Annotated in this window: 13 protein-coding genes; 3 read left to right on the plus strand and 10 right to left on the minus strand. The window is 50.2% G+C overall.

The genetic code is table 11. The features are described 5' to 3' along the window. Positions 1 to 88: 88 nt before the first annotated feature. Both KDC22_RS17765 and KDC22_RS17770 read right to left on the minus strand, forming a co-directional pair. On the minus strand, positions 89 to 2,623 hold the full coding sequence (locus KDC22_RS17765) for a diguanylate cyclase domain-containing protein (protein WP_211719864.1): 2,535 nt from the start codon (positions 2,621 to 2,623) through the stop codon (positions 89 to 91). Between the two features lie 467 nt (positions 2,624 to 3,090). Next, complete coding sequence (locus KDC22_RS17770) at positions 3,091 to 3,684, minus strand: GrpB family protein (RefSeq protein ID WP_246552726.1); 594 nt, start codon at positions 3,682 to 3,684, stop codon at positions 3,091 to 3,093. Between the two features lie 37 nt (positions 3,685 to 3,721). Between KDC22_RS17770 and KDC22_RS17775 the strand changes: the two genes are divergently transcribed. The 3 genes from KDC22_RS17775 (at position 3,722) to KDC22_RS17785 (ending at position 5,627) form a co-directional block, all read left to right on the plus strand. Then, the gene (locus KDC22_RS17775) at positions 3,722 to 3,892 is read left to right on the plus strand and encodes a hypothetical protein (protein ID WP_173137045.1); all 171 of its coding nucleotides are present in this window, start codon (positions 3,722 to 3,724) and stop codon (positions 3,890 to 3,892) included. Between the two features lie 165 nt (positions 3,893 to 4,057). Further along, the gene (gene murI / locus KDC22_RS17780; protein ID WP_211719865.1) at positions 4,058 to 4,846 is read left to right on the plus strand and encodes a glutamate racemase; all 789 of its coding nucleotides are present in this window, start codon (positions 4,058 to 4,060) and stop codon (positions 4,844 to 4,846) included. 7 nt (positions 4,847 to 4,853) lie between these two features. Then, positions 4,854 to 5,627 (plus strand): GNAT family N-acetyltransferase, encoded by a 774-nt coding sequence (locus KDC22_RS17785; protein WP_211719866.1) that lies wholly within the window; start codon positions 4,854 to 4,856, stop codon positions 5,625 to 5,627. Between the two features lie 15 nt (positions 5,628 to 5,642). Here KDC22_RS17785 and KDC22_RS17790 read toward each other — a convergent pair whose 3' ends face one another. From KDC22_RS17790 to KDC22_RS17825, 8 genes are all read right to left on the minus strand, one after another. Then, positions 5,643 to 6,875 (minus strand): response regulator, encoded by a 1,233-nt coding sequence (locus KDC22_RS17790; RefSeq protein WP_211719867.1) that lies wholly within the window; start codon positions 6,873 to 6,875, stop codon positions 5,643 to 5,645. Beyond that, positions 6,872 to 8,650, minus strand: a complete 1,779-nt coding sequence (locus KDC22_RS17795) for a cache domain-containing sensor histidine kinase (RefSeq protein ID WP_211719868.1) — start codon at positions 8,648 to 8,650, stop codon at positions 6,872 to 6,874. The genes KDC22_RS17790 and KDC22_RS17795 overlap by 4 nt, the downstream gene beginning before the upstream one ends. A gap of 93 nt (positions 8,651 to 8,743) precedes the next feature. Further along, positions 8,744 to 9,568 carry a carbohydrate ABC transporter permease gene (locus KDC22_RS17800; protein WP_211719869.1) on the minus strand — a complete coding sequence of 275 codons (825 nt, stop codon included), beginning with the start codon at positions 9,566 to 9,568 and terminating at the stop codon, positions 8,744 to 8,746. Positions 9,569 to 9,586: 18 nt separating this feature from the next. Next, the gene (locus KDC22_RS17805; protein ID WP_173137033.1) at positions 9,587 to 10,477 is read right to left on the minus strand and encodes a carbohydrate ABC transporter permease; all 891 of its coding nucleotides are present in this window, start codon (positions 10,475 to 10,477) and stop codon (positions 9,587 to 9,589) included. A gap of 143 nt (positions 10,478 to 10,620) precedes the next feature. Next, the gene (locus tag KDC22_RS17810; RefSeq protein ID WP_211719870.1) at positions 10,621 to 11,997 is read right to left on the minus strand and encodes an extracellular solute-binding protein; all 1,377 of its coding nucleotides are present in this window, start codon (positions 11,995 to 11,997) and stop codon (positions 10,621 to 10,623) included. A 298-nt stretch (positions 11,998 to 12,295) separates the two neighbouring features. Further along, positions 12,296 to 12,742: a GNAT family N-acetyltransferase gene (locus tag KDC22_RS17815; protein WP_246552728.1), complete on the minus strand. Its 447-nt coding sequence runs from the start codon at positions 12,740 to 12,742 to the stop codon at positions 12,296 to 12,298. Between the two features lie 556 nt (positions 12,743 to 13,298). Next, on the minus strand, positions 13,299 to 13,928 hold the full coding sequence (locus KDC22_RS17820) for a hypothetical protein (RefSeq protein ID WP_211719871.1): 630 nt from the start codon (positions 13,926 to 13,928) through the stop codon (positions 13,299 to 13,301). Positions 13,929 to 13,986: 58 nt separating this feature from the next. Next, a complete protein-coding gene (locus tag KDC22_RS17825; RefSeq protein ID WP_211719872.1) occupies positions 13,987 to 14,949 on the minus strand; it encodes a phosphotransferase family protein in 963 nt (320 codons plus the stop codon). Positions 14,950 to 15,177 lie beyond the last annotated feature (228 nt).

Genomic DNA, 15,177 nt, shown 5'->3' on the forward strand with positions numbered 1-15,177 from the left:
GCTACGCCGTCCTTGGATGGACAGCGTAGCCGTTATAGCGGGACATAGAAGGATAAATTATCGTGTGCAACCTATAAATTCTTATATTTTAAAAGAAAACGACCTGGTTCTTCCCGGCGGACTTCGCCTCGTAGAGTGCCTTCTCAGCCTTCGCAATGAAGTCAAACGGGCGGTCAGAGGGTTGAGGCACCTTCAGCAAGCCGCCGATACTTATGGTGACTACACCCTCCTCTTCAAATCGGTCGCGGGGAATTTGCAGATCATAGACCCCTTGGCGGACGGCTTCGGCAAGCTGCTCTGCTTGGGCGGCAGACGCTCCGGCCATCGTCAGGATGAAGTTCGCACCGCTGAACCGGGCGACGAACGCGCCATAACTCCTGCCGATGATATTCAGCACATCGGCTACCGATTGAATACAGAGATCGCCGCCCTTTAATCCGTGGACCGCATTATATGAATGAAAGTCATCAATATCAATAGACAGCATCAGCAGCGGCTCCTGCTGGTGGATAGGAGCCGACCAGCGCTGCTCCAGTTCATGCTCAAGCGCCTGCCGGTTCGGCAGATCGGTAAGCGAATCTGTGGTCAGGTAGCTACGCAGCTTCGTGGTAGCACTGGCATACGCTTCCGTGCTGCTCCCCGGGCTTAAGACAGCCATAATCGACGGTCTGCCGCCATGAATAACGGAAGCCAGACTGAGGTTAAGCTCCAGTGCCGCTCCGTCTGCGCTCATGAACTGGCCGCGGCTGGATACAAACAGGCTCGGATTCCGGCTCAGCTCCAGGAAGTGCTGCTTCAGGACGGGGCGGTAGGATTCCTGCACATAGTTCAGGAACGGCTCCCCTGTCAGAGTGTTGCCCTGCTCCCCTGCCATCAGCTCTTGAGCACGGTTATTGCAGTAGGTGATAACCTCACCGGTGATCATAAAGAAGGCTACCGGGGACAGCTCCATCAACTGCAAATACCGCTGTTCATTATGGCGGAGACTGCGGGCATTCTGCAGAGCCTGCTCTTCTGCCTGACGAAGCTGGTTCTCGGTCTGTCCGCGCAGAATGGATTTGAGCTGAGGCAGAATATTAAGATGCTGCTCCCTCCAGGGAAGGGAGGTGGACTGAACCACCTGCCGCCATTTCTCAAAAGACTTGCGGGGAGACAGACGCATCCCATCCTTCTCCTGAATGACCGCCTTGGCCGGGTCTCCGGCCCAGTCCACAATCTCCACAACTTCCGGTCTGAACCAGATCATATAATTCTGGTCTCCTGGAGTCAGGGCAAGATAGATGACACCGGAGGCTATATTTTTGTAGGCCTTGGCGGGTTCGTACTCCAGGCTTAGCCGGGAAGTGCAATAGGTGTAGTCCTTGGCCTGGCCGGCGAGCCAGCCGGCCAGCTCCCGTACCTGCTCCTGCGATGGGGTTGCTCCATACAGCATGAGCTTGTCCTGGTAACACACCGCTGCACCGGAGGCCTCCATCAGATCCAGCAGTGTCTGTTCTTCCTCTCCAAGCTGCTCAATGACACGGGTAGAACTGGTGTTCACAGTAAATATATCGACAATCCGCATCGCCTTCGTCCGAAGCTCCAGCTCCGTCTGATAGCTATCCAGCTGCTGGCGCCGATACAGTTCGCTGGAGAAGAAAGCCCCCAGGAAATTGCAGAGGTTGCGGATGCGGTGAGGCACATATTTGGGAGAATGGTGATGGCAGGTAATCAGTCCCCATAGCTGATTATTCTGAATCAGAGAGATTGTGGTGGTTGCGCCAACCCCCATATTCTGCAGATACTCGATATGAAGCGGAGAAACGCTGCGGAGGATGGACAAGCTGAGGTTCAGGGGCTTACCGGTCAGCGGCTGCAGCACCGGGAGGATCGGAACCGGAACATAGTTAACATCTACAATGGTCCGCAGCCAGTTGCGCAGATAGAGCTCACGCGCCTGCTTCGGTATGTCAGAGGCCGGATAATGATGTCCCAGGAACGGCTCCAGCCCTTCTTCCTTCGCTTCGGCGATCACTTTGCCGTTCCACTGCTCGTCGAATTCATAGATCATCACCCGGTCATAGCCCAGCATCTCCTTCACCTGCTCCGCAGCGGCCTGGCTGGCTTCAAGCCGGTTCGCCGTTTGCTTCAGCCGTCCGAAGAACGTGCGAATCCAGTCGAAATCATTGGCGCTGTCGCTCTGATCTATGGAAGCAGGCTCCAGCTCAACAATCATCAGTCCTTCACTCTCATGAAGGATGCAGAAGAAATCCTGTAGTTCTCCGGCAACTTCAATCTGTAAGACAATATATTGCAGATCTGCTGTCTCCTTCGCATTCACACTGCGTTCCAGCAGCATGTCCAGCTGGTCCTGGCCTACGAGGTTAGCCATCGGGGTACCCAGCAGGGCTTCAGGAGCGGTGCCCAGCAGTACGTCCGTATTCAGGCTGGCCTGGACAATAAGATTGTCTGTGTCCTGAGTTACGGCCAGCAGTACACCATGCGGCTGAATAAGCCCCGGGATATGGATCGGCTCCTTCTCGCAGTTATCCAGATCCAGCGGATTCTGCGGGTCCAGTCCCTCGTCGTTCAGCAAGGTCCGGTTGAGCGGATCATTCTCATTCTGTGCTTTGAAATCTGCCATATGTGTGGGACCTCCATGAAGTAAATGATTTATAAGCCTATTTACACGTAGGTTTATTCTATCTTACTTTGGGCCTCATTCACAATCGGGCAGGTTACTCCGCTCAAGTAAGGTTGCCGGATTTCATGCGGTTCCTCGTTACTCAATGTATAATAATGTATACTATGGTTATTCACTACTCCGAGGTGACCGTAATGAGACGATTCAGACGTTCAGGCAGGGACCTTGTTTCTTTGCTCTTGGGGGCCTTCTCCATCCTGATCATTGCCTTCTTCGTGATCCGGTATGTTCTTCAGACAGTTTCGTCCGCACCTTAGAACCGCAGTTCACACCAAAAAGGAGCATTTGGGGGAAATGCTCCTCTTCGGCTTGCATATGCCATTAGTTAAGCTGCGCTTCCGGCAGAACTTCATCCGAAAGTCATACCTATAATTTACCTTAAAAATCTCATTAATACAAGTATTTCCTTATATGGTATTTCGATTCTGTGCCGCCTTCTGCAAAATAGACTGCACGAACGCAGTTTTACCTTCACAGTAAGCGTCGATATCATAGCGGAATTCTTCAGCCAGCCGCTGCTTGACCGCCTGATATTCGTCCCGGGCCGAGGGATGGCTGCGCAGATAATCGCGGAAAGCAATATGCTCCAGGTAGCCTTTCCCGTCCTTAGGACATACGTAAAGGTGGTATTTCATGAATCCGTCATCCTGCAAGCTCTGGAAGGCTTCCCTTCCCTCGATTCCCAGATTCCCCTGATGCTCATAACCGAACTGCTGTAATCTCCGGATGATCTCCGGCAGCTTATCATAACTCTCCATCACCAGATCCAGATCAATGACCGGTTTGGCCCACAGGCCTTCGATTGAGGTACTGCCCACATGCTCTGAGCCAATGATCAGATCTCCGGCAATGTCCAGCATCCGGGCCTCAATTCTCCTATATTCGGCCTTCCAGGCCGGGTCATAGGGAACCACTTCAATAACCTTCGTTCTCTCTGCGATGATCCTTCTCCTCCTTTGAACCCTAAGCGATTCGCGCTGCTGGGATAAAATACAAACCACTATCTCATACTACCCCGTAGAGATGGAGGTGAACAGTATGCCCAAGAACAGTGCAGACCCGAAGCATGACCGTGCTGACAACCGTGCCGATTCCAAGAACAACCAGCAGAACCACTCCAGCATTACCGAAATTCCCCAGATGGTGAATCCGGATAAAGCGGAGGATGTGGTGCCAAGTCTGAATGGCGTTACCAAGAACGAGAGCTAAGGATACTCTCTGAAACTCATGCTTATTACAGGTCCCGAGGACCGGGCTTCCCCTGCTTGCAACAGAGGCGGGAGCCCGGTCTTTTGTCTGGGCGGGTATAGTTATACTATAATTCTAATGGTAGAATAGTGGAATCATTTTAATAATCACGGAAAGAGTTGACGTATGCGAATTGGATTTTTTGACTCCGGGATTGGCGGACTAACGGTGCTTCATCAGGCGTTGAAGTTCCTGCCGCAAGAAGATTACCTCTTTTATGCAGACACTGCACATGTTCCTTACGGGGACAAGACCAAGGCTGAAGTCAGAGCATACATCCTTCAAGCTGTAGAATTCATAGCCCGGCATAATATAAAAGCTCTGGTGATTGCCTGTAATACAGCCACCAGCATTGTTATCGAAGAGCTGCGGCAGCGGTATGACTTCCCGGTCCTGGGGATCGAGCCGGCAGTGAAGCCTGCGGTGGAACAATCGGAAGGCAAACAGAAGAAGGTCCTGGTCTTAGCGACGCGCTTAACGCTCCAGGAGAAGAAGTATCATGATCTGGTTCACCGCATAGATCACGGGGAAATTGTAGACAGCCTGCCGCTTCCCGGACTGGTTCAGTTTGCAGAGCGCTTTGAGTTTGACGACAAGACGATCATTCCCTATTTGTACAAGGAACTGGCTCATCTGGAGCTTGAACGGTACAGCACGGTGGTCCTCGGATGTACCCATTTCCCCTATTTCGTAGAGAGTCTTCGGCAGGTATTCCCTCCGGGGGTTAATTTCATCTCCGGCAGCATGGGAACAGCCAGGCATTTGGCACACCTCCTTGAAGCTAAAGATCAGATGAACCAGGGTACGGGGGAGATCCTCTTTTTCAGATCCAATGTACAAGTAGACGATCCCGCTACACTAGCTAAATATTACAGTCTGTTCAAGCGGCTCGATGAAATTGAGAAACGGGAGTGATATTACAATGAGTCACTATACAGCAATAATGGAGAGGTTGCGCCGGAATCCCCTGAAGAATGTAACGTTGCTCAAAATGATGACTGCTTATCATGCTCAGATAGACAGCGTTCTGGTTGAGCAAGAGGATCAGTGGGGTGTGCTGCTGCTGATGCCTGCTACAACCTTCGGTTATGATCACCGGACCTACCCGGAAGCTGACACCGTTGTGCTTATGGACTATAGCAGCCCTGAAGTCTTTCCTGTCCTGCTGAAGCTGCTGCCACGGGACGTCAAGCTCGTCTTCAAGCTCCAGGAGGACGCTTACCGCCAGGCACTGGAAGCGTATTTCACGCTGCACCGGGTCCGTAGTCTCTACTCTTACTCCACAGACGAAGCCTCGCTGTTCAGCATTGATGAGGCCTGCATTCTCAGTGAATCTATAGATGAACGTCTGCTGCCGCTATGGATGGCGAATGACTATTCGTTAGAGGAGATCAGGCAATATTTTCAGGACGGGGCCTTCTCGGTATCCCTGTTTGACGGAAATACGGCACTCAGTACATGTATGGTGTACCGCAACGAGGAGAGAATCTGGGAGATTGGCGGCGTACATACTACGGAAGCTGCAAGACAACGCGGATTGGCTCAGCGCGTAGTCCGTACAGCGGTATTCCATACCCTGCAAAGAGGATACATCCCAAGGTACCAGGTGCTGGAGAACAATCTCGCCTCCATCCGCCTGGCCGAATCCATTGGGCTTACCCGCGCCGTGACACTGGAGCACTGGATCAATTATTGATGAGCACGGGCAGGGTTAGCGATTGCCAGGCTGGTCTGCGGCTTCGTCTCCACCGCCCTTGCTCATTAGAATGCTAATCCGCTCCTGCTGGCGGTATTCTGTCGGTGTCAGGTGGTATTTCTTACGGAACATTTGGGTGAAATGACGCATGTCCTGGTATCCGACCCGTTCAGCAATTTCAGCCAGCTTCAGCTTGGGATTCAGCAGCAGCAGCTTCGCCTGCTCCAGCCGGAGCGAGGTGACATATTCCTTGTAGCCCTGCCCTATCTTTTGTTTGAACAGCTGGCTGAAGTAGGCCGGATTCAGGAATACGACCGAGGCCATTTTTTCCAGCGACAGCTCCTCATAGAAATGCTCCTTGATATATTGCAGCGCAACCTCTATGGCCTTCTCTCCGCTGCCCTTCATCGGCTCAAGCATGGGCCCCTGGGAGGCGGAAGCCTCACGCATCCGCTTCACCACCTGCGGCACAGTATGGAAATCATAACTAAGCCCCGAATGGATAATCTGAAAAGAAATCTTCAAATAATGGGTCAGATGAGTCTTGACCTCCTCCTGGAACTGCTCCACCCGGACATTCTCCCCCGGGGTGATGAGGCCCAGCAGGGTCTGCCGGTCATAGCTGACCACGAATCCCCGTCCGTACCGCTCAATCAGCTCTGACAGCACATTCTCCACGATGAAATGCTCCAGCCGGACACTTCGGTCTCCGGGCTCCAGCTGAATCATCACCAGATAGAAGTGATTATAGTCTTCGATGAATGCATCAATATCCAGGTTCCCGATATCAAGCCCTGAAGCAAGCCGCTGGAAGACACCCTCACGAAGGAATCTCAGACTGGTCTTCAGCCGCTCGCCCTGCCGCGAGATCTTGTTGTCCTGCTGGATTTCATGGTTCAGGCTGTCGATGAGTTCGGTCAGCTTGCTTTTGCCGATGGGCTTCAGCAGGTAGTCACGGGCACCCAGCCGGACTGCTTCCTGGGCATAAGAGAATTCGCTATGGGCAGAGATGACGATCCACTTCACGTACGGGTAACGGCGCTTGGAGATTCTCATGAATTCAAGACCGTTCATGCCGGGCATCAGAATATCGGTTAGTACAATATGGATACGCTGCTCTTCCAGAATCTTGACCGCTTCTTCCGCACGGGAGGCAACGAATACCTGATGCTCCGGGCTGATCTGACCGATGGTGCGCTTGATGCCTTCACGGATGACCCGTTCGTCGTCGGCTATAAGAATATTCACTTCGGCTGTTCTCCCTCCACTGAAATCGGCAGTACAATGGCAACCTGTGTCCCCTCCCCGGGGAAGCTCTGGATCTGCAGACCATACCCCTCACCGAACATGAACTGCAGCCGGCGGTGCAGGTTCTGCAGCCCGATTCCGCTTTTGCCGCTCTCCCTGGTACTGAGACCCGGCTTGTCCCCGTTCAGAGACTCCTGCAGCCGCGCCAGCTGCTTTTCGTTCATTCCGTCTCCGTTATCTTCAACGATCAACCGGAGACGGGCTCCCTCTTGCCGGGTGTAGACCTTTAGAATCCCCTGGCGTCCCAGAGACTCCAGTCCATGCTTGACCGCATTCTCAATGACCGGCTGCACCGTCATCTTCGGGACACGGATCGTCAGCCAGCGCTCGTCGATATCGGTAATAATCTGCAGCCGGCCTTCCAGCCGGATGGAGATGATCTTCAGATAATGGCCGATCTGCTCCAGCTCATCGCGCAGGCTCACCTCGGCCCCGTCCTCCCACTGGCTGCTGTAACGGAACATCGAAGACAAGGAGAGCACCAGCTCGCCCAGCTGTTCGTTGCCCTCCTCATCCAGCATCCAATAGATCATATCCAGGGTATTGTAGAGAAAATGCGGGTTCACCTGGGACTGCAAGGCGTGAAGCTCGGCATTCTTCTCGCTGACCGACGAGAGCTTGACCCGTTCAATCAGCTCCTCGATCCGCCGGACCATCCGGTTGAAGGAAGCGACGAGAATATTAATCTCCTGATACGATGACACTTTGACCATTCCGCGGAAGTTACCGACCTCTACCTGCCGCATCTCCCGGATCAGCTTCTTCAGCGGTGATGAGATCGTCTGCGACACAATGGAGGCAATCAGCGTCGAGACCAGGATCAGGGCCGAGATCACAATCAGCAGATAACGCTTCATCTCATTCAGTTCAACATTCAGATCCTGATCCGGGGTAATGCTCATCACCCACCAGCCGGAGAAGGAGAGCTTGGAGGCTACGACCAGCTGGCCGTTCTCACGCTGAACCATCACATGATCCGAGACGGGTAGCTTAGGCAGATGGGCAGCATCCGGCTCCGGGTCTGTAGCGGAGGTGACGAACCGTCCGTCCGGGGACATCAGGTAGACCTGGCTATGCTCCCCGAGCTTGAGATTCTCCAGGGCATCCAGCACCGGCTGCGGGTTGGTCTCATACAGCACAATGCCAATGGGCTTATGCTCATTCAGATCATACAGTTGCCGCCCGAAGGCGAATACAGGGCTATCCTCCACCTGGTCGATCAGGGAGTGCTGATACACCCCGAGCCAGACCATTTTCCCCGAAGACGCCTGCAATTGCCGGTACCAGTCCTCCTGGGCATAATCCGGATCGACCACATTCATATAATTGCCATAGTTATAAATCTTGCCGCTGTCTGTAATGACATGAATCCCCACGAGATCATCCCGCGAATAAAAAATCGAGCCGATAATATTCGTCACGGTCTGCTCATTGATAAAAGCCACCGCCGGCTCATCCGTCTTCTCATTAATCAGACGAATCATCTCGAAGTTATTGCTGAGCGATTTGGACAAAGCGTCATAGCCCTTATACAGAAGCGTGAACAGGCCTGCGGTCTGGGCGACGTTTTTTTGCGACAAATCGCTGATCTTCTCATGCAGCTGGTCCGTAGTCCGGTTATAGTACAGCAGGCTGACAATAAGCAGAATACTGGACATGCAAAAAAGAAACAGCAAGAACAACCGATGATGGATGGAATGAAAGCCGCTCTTCATAGGACTCTCTCCTTTCAACACCCTGTCCTGCCGTTTCCTATTATAAATCTTTACCAATTTTATATGCAATGCATGAATTTGTGGATCGGCAACTCATCCCTTTACAGCTCCGGCCACCATCCCTTTGGTAATCTGATTGGACAAGAAGAAGTAGATCAGGATCACCGGCAGCGCGCCCATGACGAGGAATGCCCCGATGTTCCCGTAGTTGACCGAATACTGGCTGACGAAGGTGTAGACCCCGAATGGAAGGGTTTTGAGCCTCTCTGAAGAGATGAAGGTCGCTGCCAGAATGTACTCGTTCCAGATATTGATGAAGGTCAGAATACATACGGTCATAACCGGAGGTACCGACACGGGAAGGATGATGCTGCGGAAGATCCGGTACACGCTCGCCCCGTCGATGAACGCCGATTCTTCAATCTCATGCGGAATGGCTCTCATGAATCCGCTCAGGATGAACACGGCGATAGGCGTGGAGAACGCGATGTAAGGCAGAATCAGCGACCAGTGGGTATTGAGAATATGCATGTTCTTGAAAATAATCATCAGCGGCAGCAGCGTGGCCTGCATCGGAATCATCATCCCCATCAGGAAAATGGTCATCACGACATTGCCGTATTTCCAGCGGAACCGGGAGATGGCATACGCTGCCATGGAGGCCAGCAGAATGACACAGATCATCGTAAGCGCAGTAACGAACACGCTGTTCGACAGGTACTTCAGATAGCTGCCTGAGGTGTACGCCTCATAGTAATTATGCCACTGAAATTTCTTCGGCAAGGAAAAGAAGCTCCCGTCCAGAATCTCTTCGTTGGTCTTCAGTGAGTAGAGCAGCAGCCATAACAGCGGGTAGAGCTGGGTGATCACAGGAATGGCAAAAAGAAGATACACGATTCCTTTTTTGAATTTACGCATGGCTCGCGCACTCCTTTCCTAATTGTATTTTCGCTCAAGCCGATTGAAGACCGTGTTGATGATGCCGGTAAAAACAAGACAAACCACAACGAGGAACGTCGCAATCGCACTGCCATAGCCATACTTAAAGGACATGAAGGAACTGTTATACATATGCGTGGAGATGACATCGGTCGCATGTGCCGGACCGCCGCCCGTCATCACCATGACGAGATCGAACGCCTGCAGGGAACCGATAAACGCCAGGATAATCGATATTTTGAAGATCGGAACGATCAGCGGGAGCGTAATATAACGATCCGCTTTGAATCCGTCCGCTCCGTCAATTTTGGCCGCTTCATACAGCTCATCGGGAATATTCTGCACCCCGGTATACTGGATCAGCAGATGGTAGCCGAAATACTGCCACAGTGACACCAGATACAGAGAATACATTGCAATATTCGGCTCGGTCAGCCAGTTGTGTGTCCAGCTGTCCAGGCCGAGTGACACCAGCACCCCGTTCAGCATCCCTCCCATGGAGGTAGGGTTATAGATGGTTTTCCAGAGTTGTCCAATAATAACTACCGACAAGATAACCGGTGTGAAGTAGACCGACACCAGTGTGTTCGCTCTGCGCAAATAGCGGTTAAGCAGGATCGCCATGCCCAGACAGAGCGGAATTTCCAGCATGGACGCCACTGCATACAGCAGGGTTCTTCTTACGGAAGGCCAGAACACAGGATCATTCAGGAACATGTCTTTGAAATTGCCGAAGCCGATAAACTGCGAAGAGGTAAGACCATCCCACTTCAATAAGCCCGTATATAATGATACCAGTATGGGAACAAACACCAGACACACGTACAAGAGCAGACATGGCAGTATGAAGACGGCTATTGTGCGTGCCGGCACCTTAAGTACTTTCATCTTTCCCGCCTCCTAAATCAAGCAGATTCTTTGTCTATTCATAGATAAACCCGGTGCGAAGAAGCCTTAGTCCGCTTGCTTCGCACCGGGAAGGACCACTTAACGATTACTGTAAGAGTGTAGACTCTTCAGTGCCTTGCGGCTTATTTGTTGGCTTCAAAAGCAGCCTGATGCTCTTTGGCGACTGCCGCGGAATCCATCTTCTGGACGAACAGGTTCTGAATGCTGCTGAGATGAACCTGTGCGGTTGCCGGGTTCATAGTGTTATCGAATGCCAGGTCACCGCCCTTCACCTGGTTGAACAGACCGGCAATGTTAACGGCCAGATCCGAGTAACCGGCTGCCTTAAGGTCGCCGTCTACCTTTTGACCGATCCCTACCGCATTCTTCAGTTCAAACTGTTTCTTAGGATATTCGGAGGCGAAGAAGTTCAGGAAGTCTTTGGTTTCTTGCAGGTGCTCGCTATTGGCCGATACGGCAAAGGCACTGCCTGGGGCAAGCATGAATTCGTTAGGATCACCCTTGCCGTTCACGGTAGGGAATTGGAACGCTCCGACTTTACCGGCTACAGGAGAAGCGTCAATGGCGCCGGTCTCCCAGGAACCGATGGACCACATCGCCGCTTTGCCTGTTTTGAAAATATTACCGCCGGCATTGGCATCAATGGAGGTTGCACCGTCAGGGAAAGCGCCCGCTTGAACCAGTGCCTGGAAGGCGTCTACTGTTTCTACGAAGGCAGGGTCTTCAAAGGTTTTTTTGCCGTCAAGCACATCCTGCAGGAAGCCGGGGCCGCCGTTGGTACGGAGCAGAATGTTCATGAACAGGAAAGAGCCGGTCCAGGAATCCTTTTCGCCGATGGCCACCGGAGTAATGCCTTTATCCTTCAGGATCTTGACATCCTTAAGCATCTCTTCAAAGGTTGTTGGAGGGGCAGCGATTCCTGCCTGTGCAAACAGGTCTTTATTGTAGTAGACCACTTCAATGTTATTGCCGTCTGGAAGCGCATACACCTTATTGTCGAAGCTGTAATAATCCAGTAAGCCCTCCTGGTAGGTGTCCTTCAGGCCGTTCTGCTCCAGCATGTCATTCAGCGGGGCGAACAATCCGGCATCGACAAAAGGCTTCATTTGCGCAGCCGGGTTAACGATCGTAATGTCCGGCACTTCTTTGGACGCCGCCTGTGTTTTGAGCTTCACCTTCTGCTGGTCGGTGTTCAGCGTGTCGAGTTCAATCTTTACATTGGGATGCTCTTTCTGATATTGCTCGGACAGCTCGTTGATCATTTTGTAAGCCGGGGTTGCGGGATCGGGATAGATGTTCTGGAAGGTAATCGTTACTTTCTTGTCGCTGGGTGCGTCTGTAGCGGCGGCATTGCCGCTGCCTGCGGCCGCATTCGGTGCCGCATTGTCCTTAGTGTTCGTGCCGGAGGTGTTGTTCGAGTTGCCGCATGCGGCCAGGCTCATTGCCATAACTGCTGCGAACGTGATGGTGGCGGTTTGCTTCATTTTTCTGTTGACCATTCATTAATGCCCCCTATGTCGTGATAAGCTAATTATCATCATGCCGGGGGGTTCCAACAAGGTGGGAACTGCAGAAATAAGGTTTGTTTTTTCTATATAGATCGTACTTGCAAGTTTTCAGTTCTGGGATTGCCGTAACTCCAGAGAATGTTTGGCCATCCGGCCGCTGTTGTCCCCAGATTTCTTGATTTTGATCCGCTGTAAGCGGGTGAAATCCGGTGACAAAGGCGGTCGCTATCGCTCCTACAGTGCCAAAATTCCCCTCCGCTACTTTTCCCTATCTGTATATTTTTCAAGTTCAATCTATATAGGTAAGATGTTTCTCTAGCATCTGTTCGTCATCTTTAACATAGCTGCACTGTTCATAGGTGCTAATGGCTGCAGTGTTGCTTCTGCCTGTTAGTACCTTTATACTCTTCACTCCGCGTTGTCTGAAATTTGCTTCCAGGCAAGCAATAAGGGCACGGGCCATTCCTTGTCTTCGAGCGGCTTCTTCTACGTAGAGTTCGGTAATTTCTCCATAGGGCTCATCATAACAAAAGGAAGAATAGCATTGACCACAGCCGAAACCCACGATTCTACCGTTCATCTCCGCTACGGCAATCAGTTCATTACGGTTTATATTCAAATGTTCCCTGATCTTAGCTGCGGGTCTTGGTACACCGCCGTTAAATTCCTGATTGAGTCTGGAAAGATGTTCAGCATCGGTTGAGGATGCAAGCCTTACTTTTGCCATAGAATCCATCTTGGGTCACCTCGTATATTGTATGTATATAAGCTATAAGACACACTTAAATTTCGAACTTGAAGCTTCGTCGGCACTGCGGTGAACATTTAATATCGGAACAAGGGGCAGGCCGACAGGTTGTCCTCTTCTGGGAGGAACACATGAAAGGACAGAATCACCCTTCGGTTGGATAATGTATATACCTCTGCGGTTCATACAACTCGTTGGCTAACCTCCACCGTACCCATCTAACCATTTCCGGGGCATCCGGCCTACGAAGCAGCACATTGTATTCGGTTTTCCGCATACATCCGGCCCACACGGCGCGTCCAGTCGAATTGTGTTCGGTTTTCCGATTACATTCGGCTTACGGTTGCGCTCACGGTCCAATTGTGTCCGGTTTTCCGATTACATTCGGTCTACGCTGCTCACCCGGTCCAATTGTGTTCGGTTTTCCGATTACATTCTAGGCTCCTCATTTACTCATGCGGCCTCCGGATCATTCAAAGAGCACTTCTCCCCACGCTATGCCACCTTCCAAGACTTTTTTATGAAGTCTTCGTCTGCCGCTGCTTCATAATAACTCTAATTCTTGAAGAACTTCCTTTACGTCACAGCTGGAATTCAAGATATGGATCATCTCTTCTGTAATGGGGAGATCATCGTAGATTTTTGCAACAACCTCTAAGGATAGAGGTAAATCAAAATAATCTGATGCAAATTCTACAAAATCCTCTGGTGTATGGAATATACAGCCCAGTAAAAAATCCGAACCATCGCTTGCACCTTCTGGAATCTCAACGTTCCCCTTGTGCCAGTTCGTGTCACTGTTTTTACGCCAAATACAAAAAGTCACATCATCTTTTTCAATGGCATCATCATCAAGTAAAGATAATAATTCCTTGGGGACATCATCATAAATCCCTTGCCATACTTTATGCTCATCCTGCGCATATGGGCTTAATCCAGATTCATGATCGAAGCCTTTTAGGATGGAGCCTTCAGGAGAGAACAAAATAAATAGATGATCCCCTGATCCATTATCTATTTTCGCCATAGCAACGCCCTCATTCCAATCCTGAACATAGCTATGGTAACGAAGCCACTCCTCCTGACAAAGAATAATATTCAGTGCTGCTTGGATTTTCATTAGCTTTTGTAACATTGCTGGATCTGGTAAACGCTCTAACACATTTGCTTCCATGGATGGTCACCCTTTCTTCTTTCATTGCAACGCAATTTTTATGGTACTATCGCTCTCTTTAGGTTAGTGAAGCTCCTACCACCATGTCCAAGTATTTCTTTAAATCCTCTTTAGCGCGTGAATTACTAGTCCAAGCTCCTAAATTCCAACTCATAAATCTAAGACCTAGATAGCGTGAGGCGATGGTGTACATTTGCTCGAAATGATCATCAGGAAATTCTATGCTTTTTCCAGCCAGCAACCCTCTATACTCCTCAATTTGTTCAAGGGTACCACATCGTAGAGGAATATCAAAAAATAAAGAGCCATACCTAGCTTCTTCCCAATCAATAAAAATCACTTCAGTATTGTTATGTACCAACACATTTCCTGGATTAAGATCGTTATGTATTAAGGTTTGGCTGCCTTCATCACGTATTACATATTGAATATCCTGAACAATCGTATTTGCAGCATCTTCCACTAAGGGTATGTAATCCCCGAAAATGTCTTTGAACTGTTCGTTTTCTTTAGCAACTTGCCATTGAGGTTTCCACTGTTCGAATATCATCTTTTCTATATGGAAGTTGTCTACTTCAGGTAACCATGAGAGTTCTCTTCTTTGGCCAAAGTTAGAGAGGTGGATGTGTGATAGCGCCTTCGTTTCACTTTTCTGAAGTGAACTAATATTTATATTGCTATAGTCCGTTTGATAATCAACATCCTGTATACAAATAAGGGATCTCTCATCTAATTCAGAACCATATGAGAAAGAAAAAGGGACACTTGCTCTTTGGGAGTAAAGCCATGTCATCACCTGCCGTTCTATCCTGGTTGCATGTTTTGAAACAAGGGACAACTTCGATGTTTCGTCAAGTATTCTAATTAGTACACTATGGCGTTTTAACCCGACTGCTTGTATGCCCATTGCAATAGGCGTGCTTTCAATGCTTAAGACTTCTGCTTTGGGATCAACAAATTCTTTCACAGTCCCTTGTATCAATTTTAGGAGATCATTATTTATTAACGCCAAGATGCTCACCCAATCCTATAATATTTTCCTAGATTATACCGTATTTCTCAGCTTCACATACAATGGATAACGTTTTAATTGACGGAGTATGCCGGGCTGGATAAAGGTTTGGAAAATTAAGGGTTATAATCGCAGCGAGTTCTAGTATAATGGGTTACAAGCGGGACCAAATTGGAGGTGGTTGTATGAGTGAAAGCGATATTAGTGATATTACCCCGATTATAAAATCACAATTTA

Source organism: Paenibacillus tritici, assembly GCF_018207515.1.
GTDB lineage: Bacteria > Bacillota > Bacilli > Paenibacillales > Paenibacillaceae > Paenibacillus_AQ > Paenibacillus_AQ tritici.